The organism is Tunturiibacter empetritectus (assembly GCF_013410875.1).
In the GTDB taxonomy this organism is placed as follows: Bacteria; Acidobacteriota; Terriglobia; order Terriglobales; family Acidobacteriaceae; genus Edaphobacter; species Edaphobacter empetritectus.
This window is the reverse complement of record NZ_JACCCU010000001.1, coordinates 1,126,693-1,145,414: the sequence shown is the minus strand read 5'-3', so window position 1 is coordinate 1,145,414 and position 18,722 is coordinate 1,126,693. Positions and strand designations below refer to the sequence as shown.

Below are 18,722 nucleotides of genomic sequence, written 5' to 3'. Positions count from 1 at the left end.
TCTACCCATTTTGCTAAGTTACGTAAAAAGACCGCGTCGATTCAACTTTCGCGGTCTTTTCTCATTGCAAAGAGACTAGTAGTAGAACTTCGCGCCAATCTGGATAAGCCTTGGGTCTCGCGCTGCGGTCACAACACCAAAGTTTGTTGAACCGAAGGTAGTAGCGTTATTGGAATTCTGTGGACCTGGGGCCGCAAAGAGAAAGTTCGGATGATTGAGCGCGTTGTAGAACTCCCCACGCAGTTCAAAGCGGCGAGCCTCTCCGACAGGAATTGTTTTTAGCACCGAGATATCCCAGTTCTTCACGCCTGGACCGTTGACTGTGTTAAGCGATACGTTTCCAAAAGATCCGAATGCAGGATCCTGAAAGGCACATGTATTGAAAAACGTACCAGCAGCGCACGGTTTGCCGGAGGCTTTCTGCCCGGGGACAAAATCAGGTCGTTGTTGCCCATCGGAGTTTGCAAAGTTCGCATTGGAGTCGGTAACCGTGTACCAGGTGCCTGAAGATAGCGTGGCTATACCAGACAGCTGCCAGTGCCCAATAATGTAATCCAACGGACGTCCGGCCGATCCGGCGAACTCTTTCCCTGTCCCGATTGGAAGATCCCACGAGTAGCCAGTCGTAAAGCGGTGCCGGACATCGAAGTCCAGATTTCCATACTCACCTACAGTCCTGCCGTCACGGAAGGAGTCGTTATTCTGTGCTCCTAAATTGGCGTTTGAGGAGTTGCCAAGACCGTGGCTGTACGTATAGTTAACGATCGCAGCTACGCCATGACTCAAGTGCTGCTCGAGTTTAAGTTGGCCGGAGTTATAGTTGGTAAAGCCATTCGAGCGCAGCCATCCAATCGACGTGTCCAGCGTCGGAAAAGGACGGCGTGGGGCAGACGGAGCGGACGAGTCTGCAGTAGGTGCAGCCTGATTCACGTTTGCAAATGTATAGAGATGCGTTCCCTTGGATCCGACGTATGCCACTTCGATGGTTGTGTGTGGAGTGATCTCATGTTGCACCGTCAAATGCCATTGTGCTACGTAGGGTGTCTTCAACTTATCTTCGGAGAAGAGATTAGGTGTATTCGGGTCGCTAAGAGCGTCAGATGGGAAGCCATCCGACAACGTGCGTAGGCCTGGAATCGAACAGTCCAGCACGGACGCATACGATGCGAGACTACAAGGCGCAACATAATTCTGCGAGGCGAAGTAAGGTGGGTTAAAGCCGGGACTTGGGTTACTGTATGGCCCGCTCTCTTCCCCATTGAAGAAAAGACCAGTACCCGCACGCAAGACCCACCCTTGCCAAAACTGAAGCGCCAGACCGAAGCGCGGAGAAACATTGGTATAGATTGGCGGAATCAATCCGTTCGAAGCCGTTCTATTCACAGTAAGCAAACCTGCAAGCGTAGGGGTTAGCACCGCGTTGTTACTGCGAGGGATGTCGAGTTGACCTGTGATCGGATTGAAGTTGGCCTGCGAATTATGACGTTCGAGTATGGCGGAGAAGAAGTCGTAGCGAATTCCCGCATTGATCGTCAGCTTCGGTGTGGCACGCCAATCATCCTGCAGGAAAATCCCGAAGACCTTCCTGTTGTAGTCGACGTTGTTGAGGTTGTTAATCCCACCACCATCCGGCTGTCCGGTGAGCAGGGTAGCAAAACCACTTCCACCAGTTCCCTGCGCGGCCGGATTATCTGTGAACTGTGTCCCAAAGGTTACGGTCCCACGTGGTGCTGCAGGTTGGAAGATTGTGAACTCTTCCGGCCGTATCTCACCGCCAAACTTAATGCTGTGATCATGCACAATGAGAGTAAAGGTGTCGGACAATGAATAGGTGTTCTGAATTTCATTCGAAGGAAGATAAGTAGGGCTTCCAAGGGTCGCCACATCATTGAAGAACATCTGTGGCAATCCACCATTGTCCGTGCCTGCCTGATACGGGACTCCAGGAAAGCCAACAGCCGCTGAAACATTGGTATTAGAGTTGAACTGAAATCGGTTCGTATGAAGCCGGTTATAGCCAATGCGGATTTCGTTTACGCGCGTCGGAGAAAATACATGTGTTTCACTCACTGCAATGGAGTAGGCACGATTATCTCCCACCCCTGTAAAGAAGCCGCCGCCGTCCGCAATGCCGGGGAATGTAGCTGGAATCGTTGAAGGTGCACGGCTTATGCTGAACCGGTAAAAGATATTGTCACTATGCGTCATTACCTGATCGACTCGAACATCACCCTGATTCGCGTTTCGTATCAGCTTGGGATTCGAAACATAGTTGTAGCCTGAGCCGTTCGCGTTTGGCGCGGGGTATAAAGCGGCCAACTTGGCTCCTAACGGATCGATAGCTGAATTGGGAATCACGTTTGACGGTGTGCCATCCGCGTTATAACCAAACGGAACGCCGCAATAACCAGTCGGACTCGCCGCCGAAGCCTGGGTTTTTTTGGTATCGAAGAGCTCTCCGTTATAGGTTGGATTGCCGTTACAGTCATTTACTCCCGTGGCCGAAGTAAGGTCAAGCTGACTCGAAAAATCTCCTGCAGTCTGCGCGGCGGTTGGGACCAGTGCAGTGTAGGTCTGTCCCTGCGACAATCTCAGGCCTTCATAGTCAGCGAATAAAAACAACTTGTTGTGAATGATAGGAAGACCAATGGTCGCTCCGAACTGATTCTGATGATAAGGAGGCAACGTTTGATCGAAATAGTTACGCGCATCAAACGCCTGGTTACGCAAGAACTCATAAAGGACTCCATGAATATGATTCGATCCACTCTTGGTCGTAGCATTCACAACAGCGCCAGTAGCGCGGCCGAACTCAGCAGAATAAGAATCAGTCTCAAACCTGAACTCTTGAAGGGCATCCACTGACGGCATCACTACATAGTTTGCTTCGTTCAAGAGATCTGGCAGGTTCGAGTTATTGTCTATGCCATCCAGCAAAAAATTATTTTGCAGCGACCGCGCACCATTCGCGCTGAAACCGTAGCCCTGTTCGTCGCGGGCACCCGGCTCGCTGACCGTCACGCCTGCGGACAACTGCGCAAGTTGAACCGGATTTCTTCCATTGAGTGGAAGGGTTTGCATCGTGCGGCTGTCGATGAGTTGGCTGCGCTCTGAAGTGGCCGTCTCAAGCACTGGCGCAGTATCCGAGACCTCAACAACTGCGCTCACCGAACCAGTTTGCAACGCAAGATCGAACTGCTGCCGCTGTTGAACACTCAAGGTGAAAGGGCCGGCAACTGCCTGGCTGAATCCCGTCGCGCTAATTGCCAATCGATACGTGCCAATATGAACCGGGCTAATCGTCCACTCGCCGTTTGCAGAACTCTTGGCGTGATAAACGAAGTTAGTTTCAGTATTTGTGACTGTCACATCTGCCATTGGAACAGTGGCTCCGGTCTTATCGGTGACTCTGCCCGCTACGGTTGCAGTATCGATCTGCCCCTGCAAAAGCGGGACCGCGGCCAGAAAGATCACAAGCAGAATGAAACCTGATACCTTCACATTCCTTCGCATCTGCATATGAGCTTCCCTTCAGCTTCATGAATTTTCATTTGTTTACGTATTGTTGTGAATAATCAGGGAAGATCAATGAATTGTCAATCTATTTATGTTTCCCCGAACCCGAGAAGACTTCCAATATGCGAAGTCGGGATTTGATCAGGTTCATGATCGCAACAGATCGTTGAAGACTCTAAAAGTAACGAGATCATTGCCTCGACCGTCATTTCCGGACTTGTGCAAAGAGCAAAATACAAGGAATCGTCTTGGTATTCGCGAGCTTTGTTTCTTTCGGTGACCGTGGTCAGTCTGAAGGCAACATAGACTTCGGAGGGCTACTTTTAAAACCGATGCTCGTTCGGAATGGCTAGGTGTCTTAGGCGTGACGGCAGGCCGGATAGCTTGTCCTGACGGATTTTTACCTCAGGCCAAGAGACCGGATGAGATTTTCGAGGAAGAATTACACGCCTGACGCAGATTCGGCTTCGACCTACACAGGGCTACGGTACCCTACCTGACAAGTCTGACCCTACACCCAAGAACGTCAACTGATGTAATAGATTGTGGGTTATTGGTGCCCGGAGGGGGACTTGAACCCCCACGACCTGATAAGGGTCTGCGGATTTTAAGTCCCCTTCCGCGCCAACCTTCTTGGCTGGAATGCCACATTATTCAGTAATTTTCGGCAATCAGACTTGTTCGATCAGTGAGGTTCGATCACGGTCGATTAGGATCGAATGGTCACGGAATTAGTCACGGTCCACAGCCAAGCCATCTCAATCGTGAGATCAGCCTTTTTACAATGAGCCGCTGTTTTCGTGACACTGTCCTGACTGGAATCAAACCTACTCAGCGACGTGCGTGGTCGGCTAATTTAGGTGCCTAAACAACCATGGTGGTATCGCTCTGGACTCCGCCTCCCCCATCTGGTCCATGTGTCGATAGTAGGTCCGCCAGTGCATTCCTTTGGGTTTGGATACCGGGTCATCAACGATGCCGCTTCCACCTAGTTTCTCGTGGATGCCTTGTGCTTTATGCAGTGCGCGGAAGTGCGGAGCTTCCCGCTGTGACTCATAGGAGAGTTGTAGGCAATGGCGACATGCGAACACCGTCGCGCCATACAAGATCGCCGAGCGACGGTTACATGCAGGACAACGGAACCATGCGCGATTGCCTCCGAAGAGGCAAGGAGTCCATTCAACAACAACCGAATAGTGTTTATGTTGCCATTCTTCGCCCCTAGGACGGGTTCTGTATCGGAGAGTGATTTGGCCATCCACAGCTTGGATGTTGACAGAGGCAAAGCGTTCTCCCCGTCGTGACCAATGCACCATACCGGACCACCCTGGCCTTAAGTATCCTTGGCGCTTGCACCAGCGTACATCGAGCCGCACGTAATCATCCGTACATCCCCATCTTTGCGTTCTACCACTGCCATACCCGCCCATCAATTTCTCCCGTATTGTCAATCATTTCCGATTTATCGAAATCAATTGTGAAATTAGCCTGTTATCAGCTCCTTATGGCACTTTTGCTTTGTCACATAGTTTGTCTCTCGATATGCCACTTTCAGTTAGAGTCTTGAACGAAGAAGACTCAATGAAAATCTCGCGACTGCACGTCTATATTACTGAACGTTAGGATATGTACGGCTGACGCTCTCACGTTAATAACACCGTCTTGATTCTGCAACGTACCTTCTATACGAAGGAATTTTCCTCGTGTCACCGTGACGCGATGCCGTTCATAGAGATGCGGACTTATGATTGCGTTGGAGATGCCCGTCTCATCTTCCAGGCTGAGAAAAATGAACCCTTCCGCCGTTCCGGGCCGTTGTCGAGCAATCACTGCTCCAGCGATGCATGTGTACACTCCGTCCGGCATCCCTCTCAAACTCGTGGCCGTGAGCGCACCAGCGGCGTTCATCTCTACCCGGTGATACGCCATCGGATGCGGGCCAAGCGTTATTCCAGTGCTTTCAAAATCAGCCACTAACCGCTCTTCCGTTGTCATATGCCGCAGCGGAGAAGTAGTCTGGAGTTCATGTTCGTCAGGGATGTTCTCAAAGAGCGGCCCAACGGTTTGACCTGCCCGCTCTGCGTTCCATAGAGCGGTACGTCGATGATGTTTCTCTCCGGTCCAGTTGAATGCTCCTGCTTTCGCCAGCAGAGTCAATTCCAGCTTCTTGATTGCTGTTACCCGTCGACTCAAATCGTACTCAGAGGCGAATGGACCTTCCATAATGCGGGCCTCGGCGATTGCGTCCCCAACTTTCTGCCGTAATCCCTTTACATATTTCAGTCCCATGCGAACGGCGAAAGGTCCTGCATATCTGGCGCGGTCATTTTCGCTTAGTTCTTCGAGCGTGCAAAACCAGTCCGAACGCTGTACGTCGATGGGTATGATCTTGACGCGATGCCGTTTCGCATCATTCGCTATCGTAGCGGGTGAATAAAATCCCATCGGCTGATTGTTGAAGAGGGCGCAGGTATAGGCAGCCGTGTAGTGATAGCGAGTATAGGCACTCGAATACGCGATAGAAGCGAAGCTGTGAGCGTGGGATTCAGGGAACATGAACTCTTTCACGGTCGAGAGCACCCGCATCACTTCTTCCTGCGCTGCGGCGCTAAATCCGTTCGCGGTCATACCCTCATGCAATCTATTCTTCAGTCCGGCGATGATGGATTCCGACCGTTTGCCACCCATCGCCTTACGCAGCTCTTCGGCTTCTCCGCCTGTGAGATTCGCGGCGACCATGCCAATCTTCATCACCTGTTCCTGGAATAACGGCACCCCGAGTGTCCGTTCCAGAAATGGCTTGAATGACGAATGCAGATAGGTGATGGGCTCTCTGCCAAGCCTACGTGCGATATAGGGATTAACAAACTTGCCTGTTACCGGCCCGGGGCGAATAATGGCAACTTGCATCGACAGGTCGGCGAAGGACTTTGGCTTTGTGCGCGGCAGAGTAGACATTTGGGCACGGCTTTCGATCTGAAACAGCCCCACTGTGTCAGCCTGCTCAATAGTCTCGTATACGGCTACGTCCTGTGGAAGTTGTGCGTAGTCAAGTTGTTCGCCGTAATACTGCGGAACGAGGTAAGCAGTATCCTTGAGCACTGCGAGCATCCCGAGACCCAGGAGATCTACCTTGATGATGCCCATATCGGAGCAGTCGTCTTTATCCCACTGCACGACTGTGCGACCTAGCATCGAAGCTCGTTCGATGGGCACGACCGAATCCAGATGCCCTTGGCAAATGACCATCCCGCCTGAGTGCTGGCCAAGATTGCGGGGGAGGTTCAGTACTTCGCCGCACTTCTGAAGATAATGCGCAATACGTCGGTGCTTTATATCGAGTCCTGCTGCCTTGAAGCTGTTTTCGAGCGTATCGCTGGGAGCCTTCCATTCCCATGCGCTCATAAGACTGGCGAGTTTTGCCGCCGTCTCCTGATCGAAGCCAAGAGCTTTACCCACCTCTCGCGACGCTGACCGACTGCGGAAAGTGATGACGTTCGCCGTCATGGCGGCCCCCAACTCCCCGTAACGTTGATACACGTACTGAATCGCACGCTCGCGATCGGATTTGCTAGGCAGGTCCAGGTCGATGTCCGGCCACTCGCCACGCTCTTCAGAAAGGAATGCTCAAAAAGCAGGTCCAGTCCGACCGAATCGACGATGGTGATTTCGAGCGCGTAGCAAACAACGCTATTCGCCGCCGAGCCACGGCCTTGAATGAGAATTCCGTTGTCCTTGCAGAAGCAGACAACGTCCCACACGATAAGAAAATACCCAGCCAATCCCAGCTTTTCGATAAGCCGTAACTCGCGTTCCGCTTGCCGCTTGGCCTTCTCATAAAGGGCCGGATCATTCTTGGGAAGATAGCGGCGACGCATCCCCTCCTCAACGCGCTTGCGGAGAAACGAATCCATCGTTTCTCCATCAGGTACGGGATACGCCGGGAACTCGTATCCGAGGCCCGTCATCTGAAATTGCAGACGGTCCGACAACTCGCGAGTGTTGGCAATGGCTTCGGGATGGTCGTAGAACAGCCGACGCATCTCCACTGCTGTATGCAGGTGCCGCTCCCCATTGCGGCTGAGGAGGCGCCCAGCCGTATCAAGAGTCTTACGATGGCGTATGCACGTAAAGATGTCGAGCACTTCACGCTCATACGGAGTGCCATAACTGACACCGCCCGTCGCCAGCAGCGGCAGGTTCAGCGAGCGCGCAATACGAATCGCCGCACGGTTGCGATGCTCCTCTTCGCGGTCAAAGTGGCGCTGCAATTCGACGTAGACATTCCCTGAACCGAAGAGTTGTATCAACTTCTCTACGGCATGGTGTGCAGCGTCATAGCCACCGCGAGCCAATGCCGCAGCCAGCGGGCCTTCGGTTCCACCCGTCAGGCAGACAACACCCTTGCTGTATTCTTCCACGTCCGCAACCGTCGCCGTGCCTTCGGACTTAGTTGTCTCGCGTAGCTTGAACTGCGTAAGCAGTCGCGAAAGATTCTGGTAGCCAACGCGTGACTCAGCCAACAGCGGCAAGCGTACAGGCTCAGCAGGAAGCTGATGGGGTAGATACGGTGCAGGTTGAAGGCGTTGGCCCAGGTCGCTTACCGCAACCTCCGCGCCGATGTGCGCTCGCACCCCAGACCGTGTTCCTTCCATATGAAAGCGCGCTGCTCCGTAGAGGCCGTTGCGGTCGAGCAGAGCCATCGCCCGCATCTCCAGATGCGCGGCCTGCTGCATCAGGAACTCCGGCATAGTGGCACCTTCGAGAAAACTGAAAGCCGACCGCGCATGCAGTTCAACATAGTCAATCATATGTCCCCTGCAAGTACCAGCAACGAGAGCGTGGATCGAAGGCAATGCGGCAGAGCCGCTCCATAGTCCCGTTCTCCAACCGTACATCCCATTCTTCGCGGCACCAGTTGGCCTCGGACCACCACTGTCCGCTCACGCGTACCGGACCGGCAGCATCCCGGACAACATAGGCAGTTCCGTCCCAAAAGACCCGCACAGGTGCCTGGTTCGCAAGTGCAACGCCGACCGTGGGCGGTGGACGCGAGACACGCAGAGCCACCGGCGTCGAAACTGAATGCCGCTCGTTTCGACGCGGTGGCGGCGGCTCGAAGGGAACCATGCGAAAGGCGTTCGGTCGATGATCGTCGGTCAACTCCGGTGAGCCGACACGCTGCTCTCCCAAGAGCTTTCGCATTCGCGCGAGCATTACTTCGAGTTGTCCTGGTTCCGGCACTTGCGGCAGAAAAAGGCCATGCTGCGCTCGGTATGGCGTTGCAGATTGCGCGTGCAGTTCCAAACCCACAATCCCTGCACTCGGAGGATGCGTCTCCAGATCGAGTTGGAGGAGCTTGAGCAGTGTCGCCGTATCCTGCAACGGCAATGCAGGACGAACGGTGCGCTCATGCTGTGCGCCGCCGTCGAGACACAGCACGACCCGGAGCGCGGCGATGGCCCGTGCCTTCCCGCGAACACGCTCCAGTAACTCCGTCGTCATGCGGGAGAGTAGGAACAACAGACGTTCCAATTCCCCTACCGGAAAATCCAGTTCCATTCGCTCCACCAGACTGGCTTCGAAACTCGGTTCTATCGGGAACATCAAGTGCGGCCATGTACCGCATGCGAGGGAATGCAGCTTCTTTCCCGCTTGACCGAGCCGCGCAATCAAATCTGTCTCTGTTAGCGCGGCCAATTCCGCGCATGTGCGAATACCCCAGGCCGCAAAGGTCGCTTCATGCTCCGGCGAAAGGTGGAGCGCCGTGACTGGGAGTTGGCCGATCGCGTGCGCCTCGCAGCCAGACGGCACAATGGAGACGCCGGTCTTGACACATGCAAGCGATACCGCAGCGTGGACGTTTTCGGCGACGGCAATGTTCGCAAGAAAGCCCGCCGTCATCACACTTCGTCGCAATTTGTTCGCAAGCTCTGCCGCATCTCCGTACAGGAGATCCATGCCGCGAATGTCCAGCGCATACGTGCCGGGCCGCTCTTGCACCGACTCGATACGGGGCGAGAACATGCATGCGACATGGTGAAGGGTGGTATGGGCCGTATGCTCATGTTCGATAACACGACGGAGTACGGTGATTTCCGAGAATGTTTCGGCCTGTAGCCGGGTCATACCGATCTCGACACCCTGAGAACGCGCTGCATGGTTGGCCGCGAAAACCATATCGGTTGGCGGTTCTCCATCCAGCACTACAAACGGTCTCTTCCGCAACTCGGGGCGCTGATACGCCGCGGCCTGCGCGAAGAAGTTCGGTGGATGAAGAACGGCATACATCATCGCACTCTTGACCAAAGTGTCTCTGCTGGCCAACTCACCCGCTGCACAGGCTTCCGCTGCATGAAAGGTGTAGCTTCATTGCGATTGCGCTCACGTACTAGTTGGTATTGTTGCCGTTCAAACAGTGGCGTTTCGCCATTGCTGCTGAATGGCATCGCCTCCCCCGGCTCGCAACGGAGCGCCAACGACGCGCAACTACTAGCGCAAGGCGACTGCGTGAGAAAGATCAACGAGGTGCGTGCCTGCTCTGCCGCCAGCCGGAAGCGATACCAGGTCGCTAACGGAATGCGTCTTGCGTGTTGAGCCAGCATATCGCTCATATCGAGCACGATGGCCCCGAAGCCTCCCGTTTGCAGTAACAGATCAGTCGCTTTCAAGGCTTGCTCCAGCCGCGACCAGGGCTTATCTACCACCTTCTTTCCACGCTCGGCAGACATACGGAGCCAGAGCAAACGCCTCAGCTCCACGCCCGCCGCAGCGGCAGCTTCCGGGGAGAGCGCATCACTCACATCCACCCACGCACAGGCGTTGCCGAGTTGCGTTATGGAAGCGATAGTCGATAGAGCAAAAGAAGTCTTCCCGGTCGAGGCTGCTCCGTTGACCTCAGTGATGCAGCCTCGCGGAATACCGCCGGCCAGGATCTCATCTACTGCACTGATACCGGTGGCGAATACCTCCGAAGCATGTTTAATCTTGAGCGTCAGCGCAGCGGGCACACGCTGAGCTAGCTTGGTTTCGATCTGAAGACGGATTGCATGGGCGGCGGACATAATATGTTCGCCTTATATTCGCCCAAACTGCCCCATTTCGCCAGCCTATTGTCGTCTTATGAGGCGTGCATTTCGCTGTAACACCATGAAAAGTAAAGAGATAATAAATTTGCCCCGCATCAAGTGCACAACTCTGTCTCTGCCAGAAAAACGTAGTGGATTTATGCCAGAATTGTTGGGTTCTTCACGTCAAAACACAGGACTCGATAATGGATAGCAAAGCACTACTCGCGCTATGGAAACTTGATGAGATGCCAGCCTGCCCGGAAGGGATGATGCTGGCTCAGGCTTATCTGATCAGCTGTGGCGAAGGAGTCAATCGTCTAGCCACCGAGGAACCCTTAGATCGGATGAATGACATCAAAGCTTGCTACATGGCCCTGGTCGAGCATAGTGAGGACTGTGATTCCTGCAATGAGGTCTGAGATGACGATGCCACTAGATGACACACAAGATCCAATGCCACCTGACACCGTGACGGTAAGCGATCCAGTCGTGACCGGGGTTCATCCTGTGCCAGATGACCATGACGGTCAAGAAAGTACCAAAGAAGCTTGCAGTGAAGGCGGGCTTAGCGGAGAAGCCACGGCCAACACAGAACCATTCCTATTGCGTAAGAGCACAGATGAAGATCGTGAACGATATTGCCGAAGAGATTCGGGATCGAAAGTGTAAAGATTGCGACAGTCCTATGGTCGTGAAGCGATATCCAGGTAATACCAAGAACACCTAAAAGGTGATAACTCACGGGAGATCATTATGGCCGATCCGAACCACGCAGACTCGATTGCCCAAATTCATTCGTCAGAACGTGAAATTGATGCGTTAGAGAACAAGATCAACGAGGCTGATGAGTCAACGACTGAGCCTAAGTATTACGCAGCCATGCGAAGGGAGCAGGAGCAGCATCGCCAACAGATCCTGAAAAGCAAGTCTGAGATAGATCAAAAGAAATACGCTGAATAACAAAGTGTGCAGTCTGTTACGCTGTCACCACTATGGCGAGAGCGCGTAAAAAGGTTGAACATCCAATACTGCCACTTGGGGAGCCGCAGTCACCGGCTACACCACCTCCGATGCCCCAAGTCGGTGACAGGGTGATACCTGAGCGATCTGATTCCGAATGGAAGATTACAAGTGTTCGCTCCGAGGGCAGATATGTTGATCTGGAATTCCCTGGAACCTATCTGACTCGCTTACACGTAGACGTTTCTACCCTCAAGTTCACAGACCGCATTGAATCAAAGACTCCAGAATCTGCACGCGATCTGTCTGCCATTTCAGAGCGGATTGCAACCGTTCAACGAGAAAGCCTTCAACGGCTCGACGATGACATAGAAATCCTTAAGAAGTATCTGAAGACTGAGAGGGCATCGAAGGCAGCCATCGATGCCCTTGAGACCCTAAGTAACGAAGCGCATGTCAGTTGGCAGTCTGCGGTGGAGCAGATAGAAGACGTGATGGAAGACTAATGCGTCACTCAGGCCGAACCCGCTGCATCATATCCTTCACAGTATTTTCATTAGGAGATGTGATGCCAACTCGTCCCACGTGGTCCGGATCTATTCAGATTTCGCTTGTTTCCATTTCGGTCAATATCTTTCCAGCCACCAACCCCGGACGACAGGTGGAATTTCACCAAATTGATCGCAAAACGCATAAGCGTGTCCACCATCAGAACGTCGATGAGAGCGGCGAGGTTGAGAAAGCAGACATCGTCAAAGGCTTCGAATACGCAAAAGATAAATACATCGAGATCGATCCGGATGAGCTAAAGGCTCTCCGCCTTCCAACCGCGACCACAATGCAAATTAAGCAGTTCGTAAAAGCCGATGAAATCTCATCAGCCCTCTATGATCGCCCCTACTTCGTCGCACCGAAGGATGAAGTTCAGGCAAAGGCGTTGAGTATCATGCGCAAAGCGCTTGATCAAACTGATACCTTGGGCATCGGAGAGATTGCATTCAGTGGCCGTGAACATCTGGTCGCTATAGGAGCGCCGCTCGATCCCAAACAAAAGGGACTGATGCTTTACATGCTTCGATACGCGGACGAGTTGCGTGATCCAAAATCATCACTTTCTGGTGTAAAGGAAGCTTCCGTCGATTCTGATGAGTTATCCCTTGCAAAACAACTGATTGCCAAAAGTTTGTCGAAATTCGACTTATCCGCGTATCAGAACGACTACGAAGCAGCAGTAAAGAAGCTCGTCGAAGCAAAACGGAAAGGCAGACCGCTGCCTGAGCCAGAGCCGACACCCGCCAAGAACAAGGTCGTAAACATCATGGACGCACTCAGAAACAGCTTGGCCGAAAGCAAGCCTAAGACAAGTGTCTCTAAGAAAACCTCACGCCGAAAGACGGTAGCAGTCTGATGTGCGGGCGATATTATCGCCGGTCGGACAAGCAGAGCATCACAGAAGCCTTCAAAGTCGGTAAGCTTCCGCCTGGCTTCAAGCTTCCGCCGGATTACAACATAGCCCCGTCGACCTTTCAGCCTGTGATTCGAACCGATCGCGAGACCGGCGAGAGGGAGATAACGATGATGCGGTGGGGGCTTGTACCCGACAAGATTGCGGATCCCGACAGCTTCAAGATCTTTTCGACGACGAATGCGCGATCGGAATCGATTCTCGACAAACCTATATGGCGAGGGCCATTCCGTCACACTCGCTGTTTGGTCCCGCTGGATGGATTCTATGAGTGGCTTCAGCGTCCAAGTCTGCCTCAGCCGCCACCTATCGAACCGGGAGAACATGGGCTGTTTGGTGAGATGACAGTGGTTTCCAAGAAAGCTTCCAAACCGAAAGCAGGATCGCGTCCCGTCTACAAATTCGAGATGCCTGACGGCGCTCCCTACGCCTTAGCGGGTTTGTTTTCGGAATGGCGACCGAGGAAAGGAAGCTCGCACCCTGCCCTCGATACTTTCTCCATCGTGACAACAGAAGCCAACGAACTGACTGACCCAATCCACAACCGAATGCCTGTAATCCTGCATCCGCGTGACTACGAACGCTGGTTGAATGACTATGATGAGTCCCGCCCTCCGATTGATCTCTTGCGTCCGTATGAGTCAAATGGGATGCGTATGACACCCGCCAACCGACTCGTTGGGAACGTGCGAAATAATGGGCCAGAGATGTTAAATAGTGCGTAGCGCGGTAGGGTCGGATCTATTTCAAGAACGTCAAATAAAGCTGTAACGATTGGACATTCGCTACAGCCGCGATGTGGGGCTGAAGGACTTGCCAGCTCACTCGCGACCTTTCTGCAACGCATTGGTTAGAATGCAGCTACCGGATAGCGGCTGACTGATCCTCAGCGGTGACAAGGTGGGACGCCTTCCCGTCCCGCCTTCCGAGTGCTTCGCGAAATGGGAAGGTCACGGAAGGGTGACGACCAATGCTTTCTAGTACTCGCGTAGTACCGCAAACCTCTACCCAGGCATGGGATTTCATACAAAAGGACTACACCCTAAGACTTTCGCTTTTTGCGTCTGAATGGGCGGAAGGGCATTTGAGCTCGTGGAACGCGGTCTTCGCTGAAGGCCGCAAACGTCGGAACGCGGGCTATGTCGGTTCCACCTTGGTTGAGATGGAGATCGCGGATGCGAACAAGCGCGCACAGTGGGCTTATCAGACCAGTTGCGAGATTTGGGATATCCAAGGTCGCACAAAATCCCGAGTCTTCTTCCGTGCCGTTTTCGAGTGCTGCCTTCAACCTATGTTTTCGGTTCGAGAAGGCTGCTTCAAGTCCGAATTAGAGCTTTGCCAGAAACGCACAAGCGCTTTCTATGACCTCTCGATGATCTGCGGTCACATGAAGCGAGAGATGGACAAAACCCGAGCTAAATGGAATACGAAGCTCGAAATTGCCGCCCGCGATTATGAGCATGAGTGGCAACCGACCCAAGTGCAAGAGTTACGGAAGGACCGCACACCAGCAGCGCCCGTTCCCGCGCAAATCAGCGCAGTTTTTGGTTGGAAGGAATTGGAAACACGGTTCCGTAATATCCAGTCCAAGGCACCAACGCAAGACAAGGTTTCAGCGTTGTTCACTGCGACGGAATCGCGCTCGGGCTCTGTCACTGAGGAATGGAGAGTTGTGGGAAATCCAGCTTGCCGGGTGGAATTTGAGCAGCTAGCGACAATCGCCGCACGTAAGCTTGGTTACGCCACCAGCGAGAATGCGATTACATACTGGCTTAGCCGCGTTCGAGAATGGATGCAACGGGAAAAGCTGGACAAAAGCAGAGACTTGGCGTGGCTCCCTACTGGATATGAGGATTTTGAGGGGCATAGAAACACAGCGCAGCATCTGTTTACGGAAAGGATTTCCGACCTGTCAGCGATGTTCTGCACGGAATTGATTGCTCGAGACACCCCTGAATCGGCCCTCTCTCGGCCTTCAGAGCGGTCGGAAGCTGTTGTCCGTCCTTTGCTGAATACATATCGCTCTGAAATCAAGCGAGCAATCCTCATTCAACTCACTAAGAACCCCGACGCAAGTGACCTCAATATTTGCCGTGGTCTCGATGCTGATGGTGCCGTAGAAATGCCCAAGACTTGGAGCAATGGAAGACCCGGCGAGCGGCAATTTGTCAACGCGTACAGAGACGCTTCTCGAAGACGCAAAATAGAGGTAGCAATTAGCAAAGTTCGAGGAGACCTCAGGAAACAAGGATTGATGGAGGGACGGTAAATCGGCACTCTCCACTCTCCAGTTACTCTCCACTTCGATTCTTCTTTCGGAAATTTTCCGTTGCCGATAGCTCCTTCGCATCGCGCGAATCAGAAACACTTGCCGTTTCAACTCTGTTAATCAGCACCCTTCTTCCTTCTTGGCAAACACTCGATCATAGAAACAAGAAAGCGATACTCGCTCCGGTCAAGGAAATGCGGGTACCGCCCATGGAGTTCTATGCAACGAGTTGAACATACTCCCGAACGTAACGCAAGAAGACATATTGCGCGCGCCGCCTCCCTCCTAAACCGGGCTGAATATCATCTCAGCGTCGCCAGTTCCACCATCCCAGACCACTATCACCAAGAACAACTTTATGGCCTCGCGCTTGATCTGCGACAGATAGACAAGCCTCTTTCGCAACTCTCCCTTTCTCTGTCCGGAGGTGATCGATGAGCGGTCTATGGCAGAATCACCCCGCCACTCCCCACCAGCAAACCCTCTTCCCGAAGACGCAGCGCAAGCGAAACGGCAAGCCGACCCAGGCTGACGTTTTGATAACGATGCTCAGGGAAGCGCGTTCGCAGAATCGTGCGCTAGAGCTTCCGGCGATCATGCAAGCTGGGATCGCCCAACATGGTGCGCGCTTCAATGAAATCCGTTCACGAGGTTTCGAAGTTGAGAACGAGTTGGACCGGGATAACGGTGCAATCCGCTCGCGGTACGTTCTCAAATTCGACCCCGAAATGGAGGCGCGCTAATGGATGCGTTCCCGAAAAAACAGGTAGGCGCAATAAAGCAGCGCCGGGCCGAACCTGAGATCGAATGGAAGTATCAGCCACGCATTACACCGGGGGAGTATCCGGGTTATACCCGCACCGCTTCGATCTACCATGACGGTCAATTCAAGCGGTGGGTCTGCGCTGTCCAGGTGGATGTGTTGAGGTCAGATCTAACAACTGTCCTTGCACGGCTCACATGGTTTCTCAACTTAGGCAACGGTGAAAAGCCGAACGCGACGCGACGAAAGAATTACTGGCTGGAATGGGTGAGGGCGAACGATGCCCCACCCTCCCGCAAGGACAGACTTTCGCCGAAGGTATTCACCAAGCGCTTTGCCTCAGTGACGGTGGCAGATACCACTAAGACATTCAAACAGGCGACCGTGACAGCGGAGGGCGCTTATAGCGTCATTCGGGGAGTGGTGCGGTGGGAGAGCGGGAGGGGTGAGCGATGAACCAGGCGTGCGTCTCTCCCGCTGCAAGGGATCAACTAATCAACCAAATCATCCATCAAGGCAAGGCTAAGAGAAGCATCCTTGCCAGAGACACTTACAGCAGATCGCTGTCAGTAAAGGAATGCGAGCTTCGGCCCGTGCCGGGGTCGAGGGATAAACAACTCAACCAATCCCAAGGGGCGGGCGTTCCGAAATGGCGCGCCCGTCAAAGGCTCAACACCCGACCTTCAAGAAGAATCAACGGATTCAATATCCGCCGTCCCTGTATATCTTCAACAGAGTCAATCACTTGGGGAGGGGTGTGACCAAACCGTGACCTATCGAAATCAACCCGAAATCAATCCTAGACAAAGGTTGCTCCGCCTCAAAGACGCTGCCCATTACTTGAGCCTAAGCCCTTGGAAACTACGTCGCCTCATTTGGGAAGGACGCTTGCCCGTTGTGCAGGACGGTGAAGGTTCGCCATTCCTGTTCGATTGTCACGATCTCGACTCCTACGTAGAGAAACACAAACGCAGCCTGCCATTATGATTTTCATTGCCATCTAACCTAACGCTAGGTAAGATGAAGACATGAAAAAGAACGAAGCAGCACAAGCACTCGGAAAGTTGGGTGGGCAGGCAAGGGCAAAAAACCTTTCTGACACTCAACTCTCGCAGATCGGCAAGCAAGGGGCGAAGGCCCGCGCAAGTAAGTTGAGCGCGGCCAAACGCTCAGAGATAGCGCGCAAAGCAGTCCAAGCGCGTATCGCGAAACAGAACCAGCACAAACTGAAAGGCGGAAAAGCATGACCACAAGACGACCCAAGGGAACAGGAAGCATCTATCAGCGGCCCGACTCAGCGGTGTATTGGCTCAAATACTCTCGGCATGGCAAACCGTACCGGGAGTCCTCACAGACCACCGACAAACGGAAAGCGGAGAGGATCTTGAAAGTGCGGCTATCCGAAATCACCACGGGAACATTCATCGGGCCACAGGCGGAGAAGATCAAAGTGGCGGAACTTGCAGAAGATTTTCTGCGCGAGTATCGCATCAACGAGCGCAAGAGCATTGACGACGCGACGGCCCGCTGGAATCTACACTTAGAGCCGTTCTTTGGCGCTAGGAAGGCCATAGACGTATCGAGCGATCTAATCTCCCGCTACGTCGATCAGCGACAGCACGAAGGGGCAAAGAACGCGACCATCAATCGCGAGGTTGCCGCGCTCAAGCGGATGTTTCGTCTTGGCCAGCAATCAACGCCCGCGAAAGTCTTACGTATGCCCCACTTCCCTCACCTTCGCGAGAACAACGTCCGCAAGGGCTTCTTGGAAGATAGCCAATATCGCAAGCTGGTTGAGGGCCAGGAGCTATGGTTTCGCACCATCGTTGAATGTGGTCGCACCTATGGCTGGCGAATCTCTGAATTGCTCAGTATGAAGGTTAAGCAGGTAGACCTTATGCAGCGCGTCATTCGCCTAGACCCAGGCACAACCAAAAACAACGACGGACGAGAAGTATTCATGACCGATGCGCTGTATCTCTTGCTTGGTGCTTGTGTGGAAGGCAAGGGCGCGGAGGATGCCGTATTCACGCGACCGAATGGGATCCCCGTCCGCACCCTTCGCGACGCTTGGGAAAAGGCTTGCACCGCCGCGGGCGTTGGACAATTCATTTGCGTTGACTGTGCGACGCCCGTGCAAACTGGCGCACCCTGCCAGAAATGCTCAGGCAAGCGAACGAAGTACACCGGTCTGATCTTTCATGACCTCCGCCGGACTGCCGCACGGAACCTCCGCCGTGCTGGAATATCGGAAACGGTAATTATGAAGATCGGCGGCTGGCGCACTCGCAGCGTCTTTGAGCGATATGCGATTGTGAGCCGAGGCGACATCGTAGATGCAATGCAGAAGCTTCAAATCAACCAGCAAGAATCACAGATAAGTCACGAAATTGGTCACGCTGCACAAGCGGACCAAATTGACGCTACACCCAAGAGCGTCAACTAAAGCAATAAATTCAAGGCTTTTTGGTGCCCGGAGGGGGACTTGAACCCCCACGACCTGATAAGGGTCTGCGGATTTTAAGTCCGCTGTGTCTGCCGATTTCACCATCCGGGCTTGCGAGAGATTATGACCCGCCTTCATCATCTTAACGCATTCCCGAAAGATCTCCCGCCAGGGAACCTCCGTTGGCATCTTTGCGTATCTGCAAAGAGTTTGCATCCTATCCCGGGTCGGTT

Annotated in this window: 15 protein-coding genes, 1 tRNA gene and 1 pseudogene; 11 read left to right on the top strand and 6 right to left on the bottom strand. The window is 53.4% G+C overall.

Features of this window, described 5'->3' with window-relative positions; translation table 11 throughout:
* Window positions 1-75: 75 nt before the first annotated feature.
* The 5 genes and pseudogenes from HDF08_RS04805 to HDF08_RS04790 all read right to left on the bottom strand — a co-directional run bounded on the left by HDF08_RS04805 (window position 76) and on the right by HDF08_RS04790 (window position 10,580).
* Window positions 76-3,519 (bottom strand): TonB-dependent receptor, encoded by a 3,444-nt coding sequence (locus HDF08_RS04805; RefSeq protein WP_179637431.1) that lies wholly within the window; start codon window positions 3,517-3,519, stop codon window positions 76-78.
* A 1,575-nt stretch (window positions 3,520-5,094) separates the two neighbouring features.
* Window positions 5,095-5,382, bottom strand: coding sequence for an OB-fold nucleic acid binding domain-containing protein (locus HDF08_RS22100; RefSeq protein ID WP_373563170.1), 288 nt, complete (start codon window positions 5,380-5,382; stop codon window positions 5,095-5,097).
* 300 nt (window positions 5,383-5,682) lie between these two features.
* Window positions 5,683-8,252 (bottom strand): annotated as a pseudogene (locus tag HDF08_RS21950) (DNA polymerase III subunit alpha); the annotation flags it as partial.
* Between the two features lie 67 nt (window positions 8,253-8,319).
* Entirely contained in the window at window positions 8,320-9,810 is a 1,491-nt protein-coding gene (locus tag HDF08_RS04795; protein ID WP_179637430.1) for a DNA polymerase Y family protein, read from the bottom strand.
* On the bottom strand, window positions 9,807-10,580 hold the full coding sequence (locus tag HDF08_RS04790; RefSeq protein ID WP_179637429.1) for an ATPase domain-containing protein: 774 nt from the start codon (window positions 10,578-10,580) through the stop codon (window positions 9,807-9,809). Before HDF08_RS04790 ends, HDF08_RS04795 begins: the two co-directional genes overlap by 4 nt.
* A 209-nt stretch (window positions 10,581-10,789) precedes the next feature.
* On the opposite strand from HDF08_RS04790, the gene HDF08_RS04785 reads away from it, so the two are divergent.
* The 11 genes from HDF08_RS04785 to HDF08_RS04735 all read left to right on the top strand — a co-directional run bounded on the left by HDF08_RS04785 (window position 10,790) and on the right by HDF08_RS04735 (window position 18,489).
* Window positions 10,790-11,005 (top strand): hypothetical protein, encoded by a 216-nt coding sequence (locus tag HDF08_RS04785; RefSeq protein WP_179637428.1) that lies wholly within the window; start codon window positions 10,790-10,792, stop codon window positions 11,003-11,005.
* 334 nt (window positions 11,006-11,339) lie between these two features.
* Window positions 11,340-11,546, top strand: a complete 207-nt coding sequence (locus tag HDF08_RS04780; protein WP_179637427.1) for a hypothetical protein — start codon at window positions 11,340-11,342, stop codon at window positions 11,544-11,546.
* A gap of 32 nt (window positions 11,547-11,578) precedes the next feature.
* On the top strand, window positions 11,579-12,052 hold the full coding sequence (locus HDF08_RS04775; protein ID WP_179637426.1) for a hypothetical protein: 474 nt from the start codon (window positions 11,579-11,581) through the stop codon (window positions 12,050-12,052).
* Between the two features lie 62 nt (window positions 12,053-12,114).
* Window positions 12,115-12,954 carry a non-homologous end joining protein Ku gene (gene ku, locus HDF08_RS04770; RefSeq protein WP_179637425.1) on the top strand — a complete coding sequence of 280 codons (840 nt, stop codon included), beginning with the start codon at window positions 12,115-12,117 and terminating at the stop codon, window positions 12,952-12,954.
* Complete coding sequence (locus HDF08_RS04765; RefSeq protein ID WP_179637424.1) at window positions 12,954-13,736, top strand: SOS response-associated peptidase; 783 nt, start codon at window positions 12,954-12,956, stop codon at window positions 13,734-13,736. Before ku ends, HDF08_RS04765 begins: the two co-directional genes overlap by 1 nt.
* 245 nt (window positions 13,737-13,981) lie before the next feature.
* The gene (locus HDF08_RS04760) at window positions 13,982-15,280 is read left to right on the top strand and encodes a hypothetical protein (protein ID WP_179637423.1); all 1,299 of its coding nucleotides are present in this window, start codon (window positions 13,982-13,984) and stop codon (window positions 15,278-15,280) included.
* Window positions 15,281-15,714: 434 nt separating this feature from the next.
* Entirely contained in the window at window positions 15,715-16,023 is a 309-nt protein-coding gene (locus tag HDF08_RS04755) for a helix-turn-helix domain-containing protein (RefSeq protein ID WP_179637422.1), read from the top strand.
* On the top strand, window positions 16,023-16,499 hold the full coding sequence (locus HDF08_RS04750; RefSeq protein ID WP_179637421.1) for a hypothetical protein: 477 nt from the start codon (window positions 16,023-16,025) through the stop codon (window positions 16,497-16,499). Before HDF08_RS04755 ends, HDF08_RS04750 begins: the two co-directional genes overlap by 1 nt.
* 312 nt (window positions 16,500-16,811) lie before the next feature.
* Window positions 16,812-17,030: a helix-turn-helix domain-containing protein gene (locus HDF08_RS22095; RefSeq protein ID WP_179637420.1), complete on the top strand. Its 219-nt coding sequence runs from the start codon at window positions 16,812-16,814 to the stop codon at window positions 17,028-17,030.
* 41 nt (window positions 17,031-17,071) lie between these two features.
* A complete protein-coding gene (locus HDF08_RS04740; protein WP_179637419.1) occupies window positions 17,072-17,290 on the top strand; it encodes a hypothetical protein in 219 nt (72 codons plus the stop codon).
* Between the two features lie 143 nt (window positions 17,291-17,433).
* Entirely contained in the window at window positions 17,434-18,489 is a 1,056-nt protein-coding gene (locus tag HDF08_RS04735) for a tyrosine-type recombinase/integrase (protein WP_373563169.1), read from the top strand.
* A gap of 21 nt (window positions 18,490-18,510) precedes the next feature.
* On the opposite strand, the gene HDF08_RS04730 is transcribed toward HDF08_RS04735, so the two are convergent.
* Window positions 18,511-18,600 (bottom strand) — tRNA-Leu (locus tag HDF08_RS04730).
* Between the last annotated feature and the right edge of the window lie 122 nt (window positions 18,601-18,722).

What these genes read in the sequence shown, in the direction of transcription:
- ku (WP_179637425.1), top strand. Translation starts at nt 12,115, where the DNA reads ATGCCAACTCGTCCCACGTGGTCCGGATCTATTCAGATTTCGCTTGTT.
- HDF08_RS04795 (WP_179637430.1), bottom strand. Translation starts at nt 9,810, where the DNA reads ATGATGTATGCCGTTCTTCATCCACCGAACTTCTTCGCGCAGGCCGCG.
- HDF08_RS04755 (WP_179637422.1), top strand. Translation starts at nt 15,715, where the DNA reads ATGAGCGGTCTATGGCAGAATCACCCCGCCACTCCCCACCAGCAAACC.
- HDF08_RS04780 (WP_179637427.1), top strand. Translation starts at nt 11,340, where the DNA reads ATGGCCGATCCGAACCACGCAGACTCGATTGCCCAAATTCATTCGTCA.
- HDF08_RS04750 (WP_179637421.1), top strand. Translation starts at nt 16,023, where the DNA reads ATGGATGCGTTCCCGAAAAAACAGGTAGGCGCAATAAAGCAGCGCCGG.
- HDF08_RS04790 (WP_179637429.1), bottom strand. Translation starts at nt 10,580, where the DNA reads ATGTCCGCCGCCCATGCAATCCGTCTTCAGATCGAAACCAAGCTAGCT.
- HDF08_RS22100 (WP_373563170.1), bottom strand. Translation starts at nt 5,382, where the DNA reads ATGCCGGACGGAGTGTACACATGCATCGCTGGAGCAGTGATTGCTCGA.
- HDF08_RS04740 (WP_179637419.1), top strand. Translation starts at nt 17,072, where the DNA reads ATGAAAAAGAACGAAGCAGCACAAGCACTCGGAAAGTTGGGTGGGCAG.
- HDF08_RS04785 (WP_179637428.1), top strand. Translation starts at nt 10,790, where the DNA reads ATGGATAGCAAAGCACTACTCGCGCTATGGAAACTTGATGAGATGCCA.
- HDF08_RS04760 (WP_179637423.1), top strand. Translation starts at nt 13,982, where the DNA reads ATGCTTTCTAGTACTCGCGTAGTACCGCAAACCTCTACCCAGGCATGG.
- HDF08_RS04805 (WP_179637431.1), bottom strand. Translation starts at nt 3,519, where the DNA reads ATGCAGATGCGAAGGAATGTGAAGGTATCAGGTTTCATTCTGCTTGTG.
- HDF08_RS04775 (WP_179637426.1), top strand. Translation starts at nt 11,579, where the DNA reads ATGGCGAGAGCGCGTAAAAAGGTTGAACATCCAATACTGCCACTTGGG.
- HDF08_RS04765 (WP_179637424.1), top strand. Translation starts at nt 12,954, where the DNA reads ATGTGCGGGCGATATTATCGCCGGTCGGACAAGCAGAGCATCACAGAA.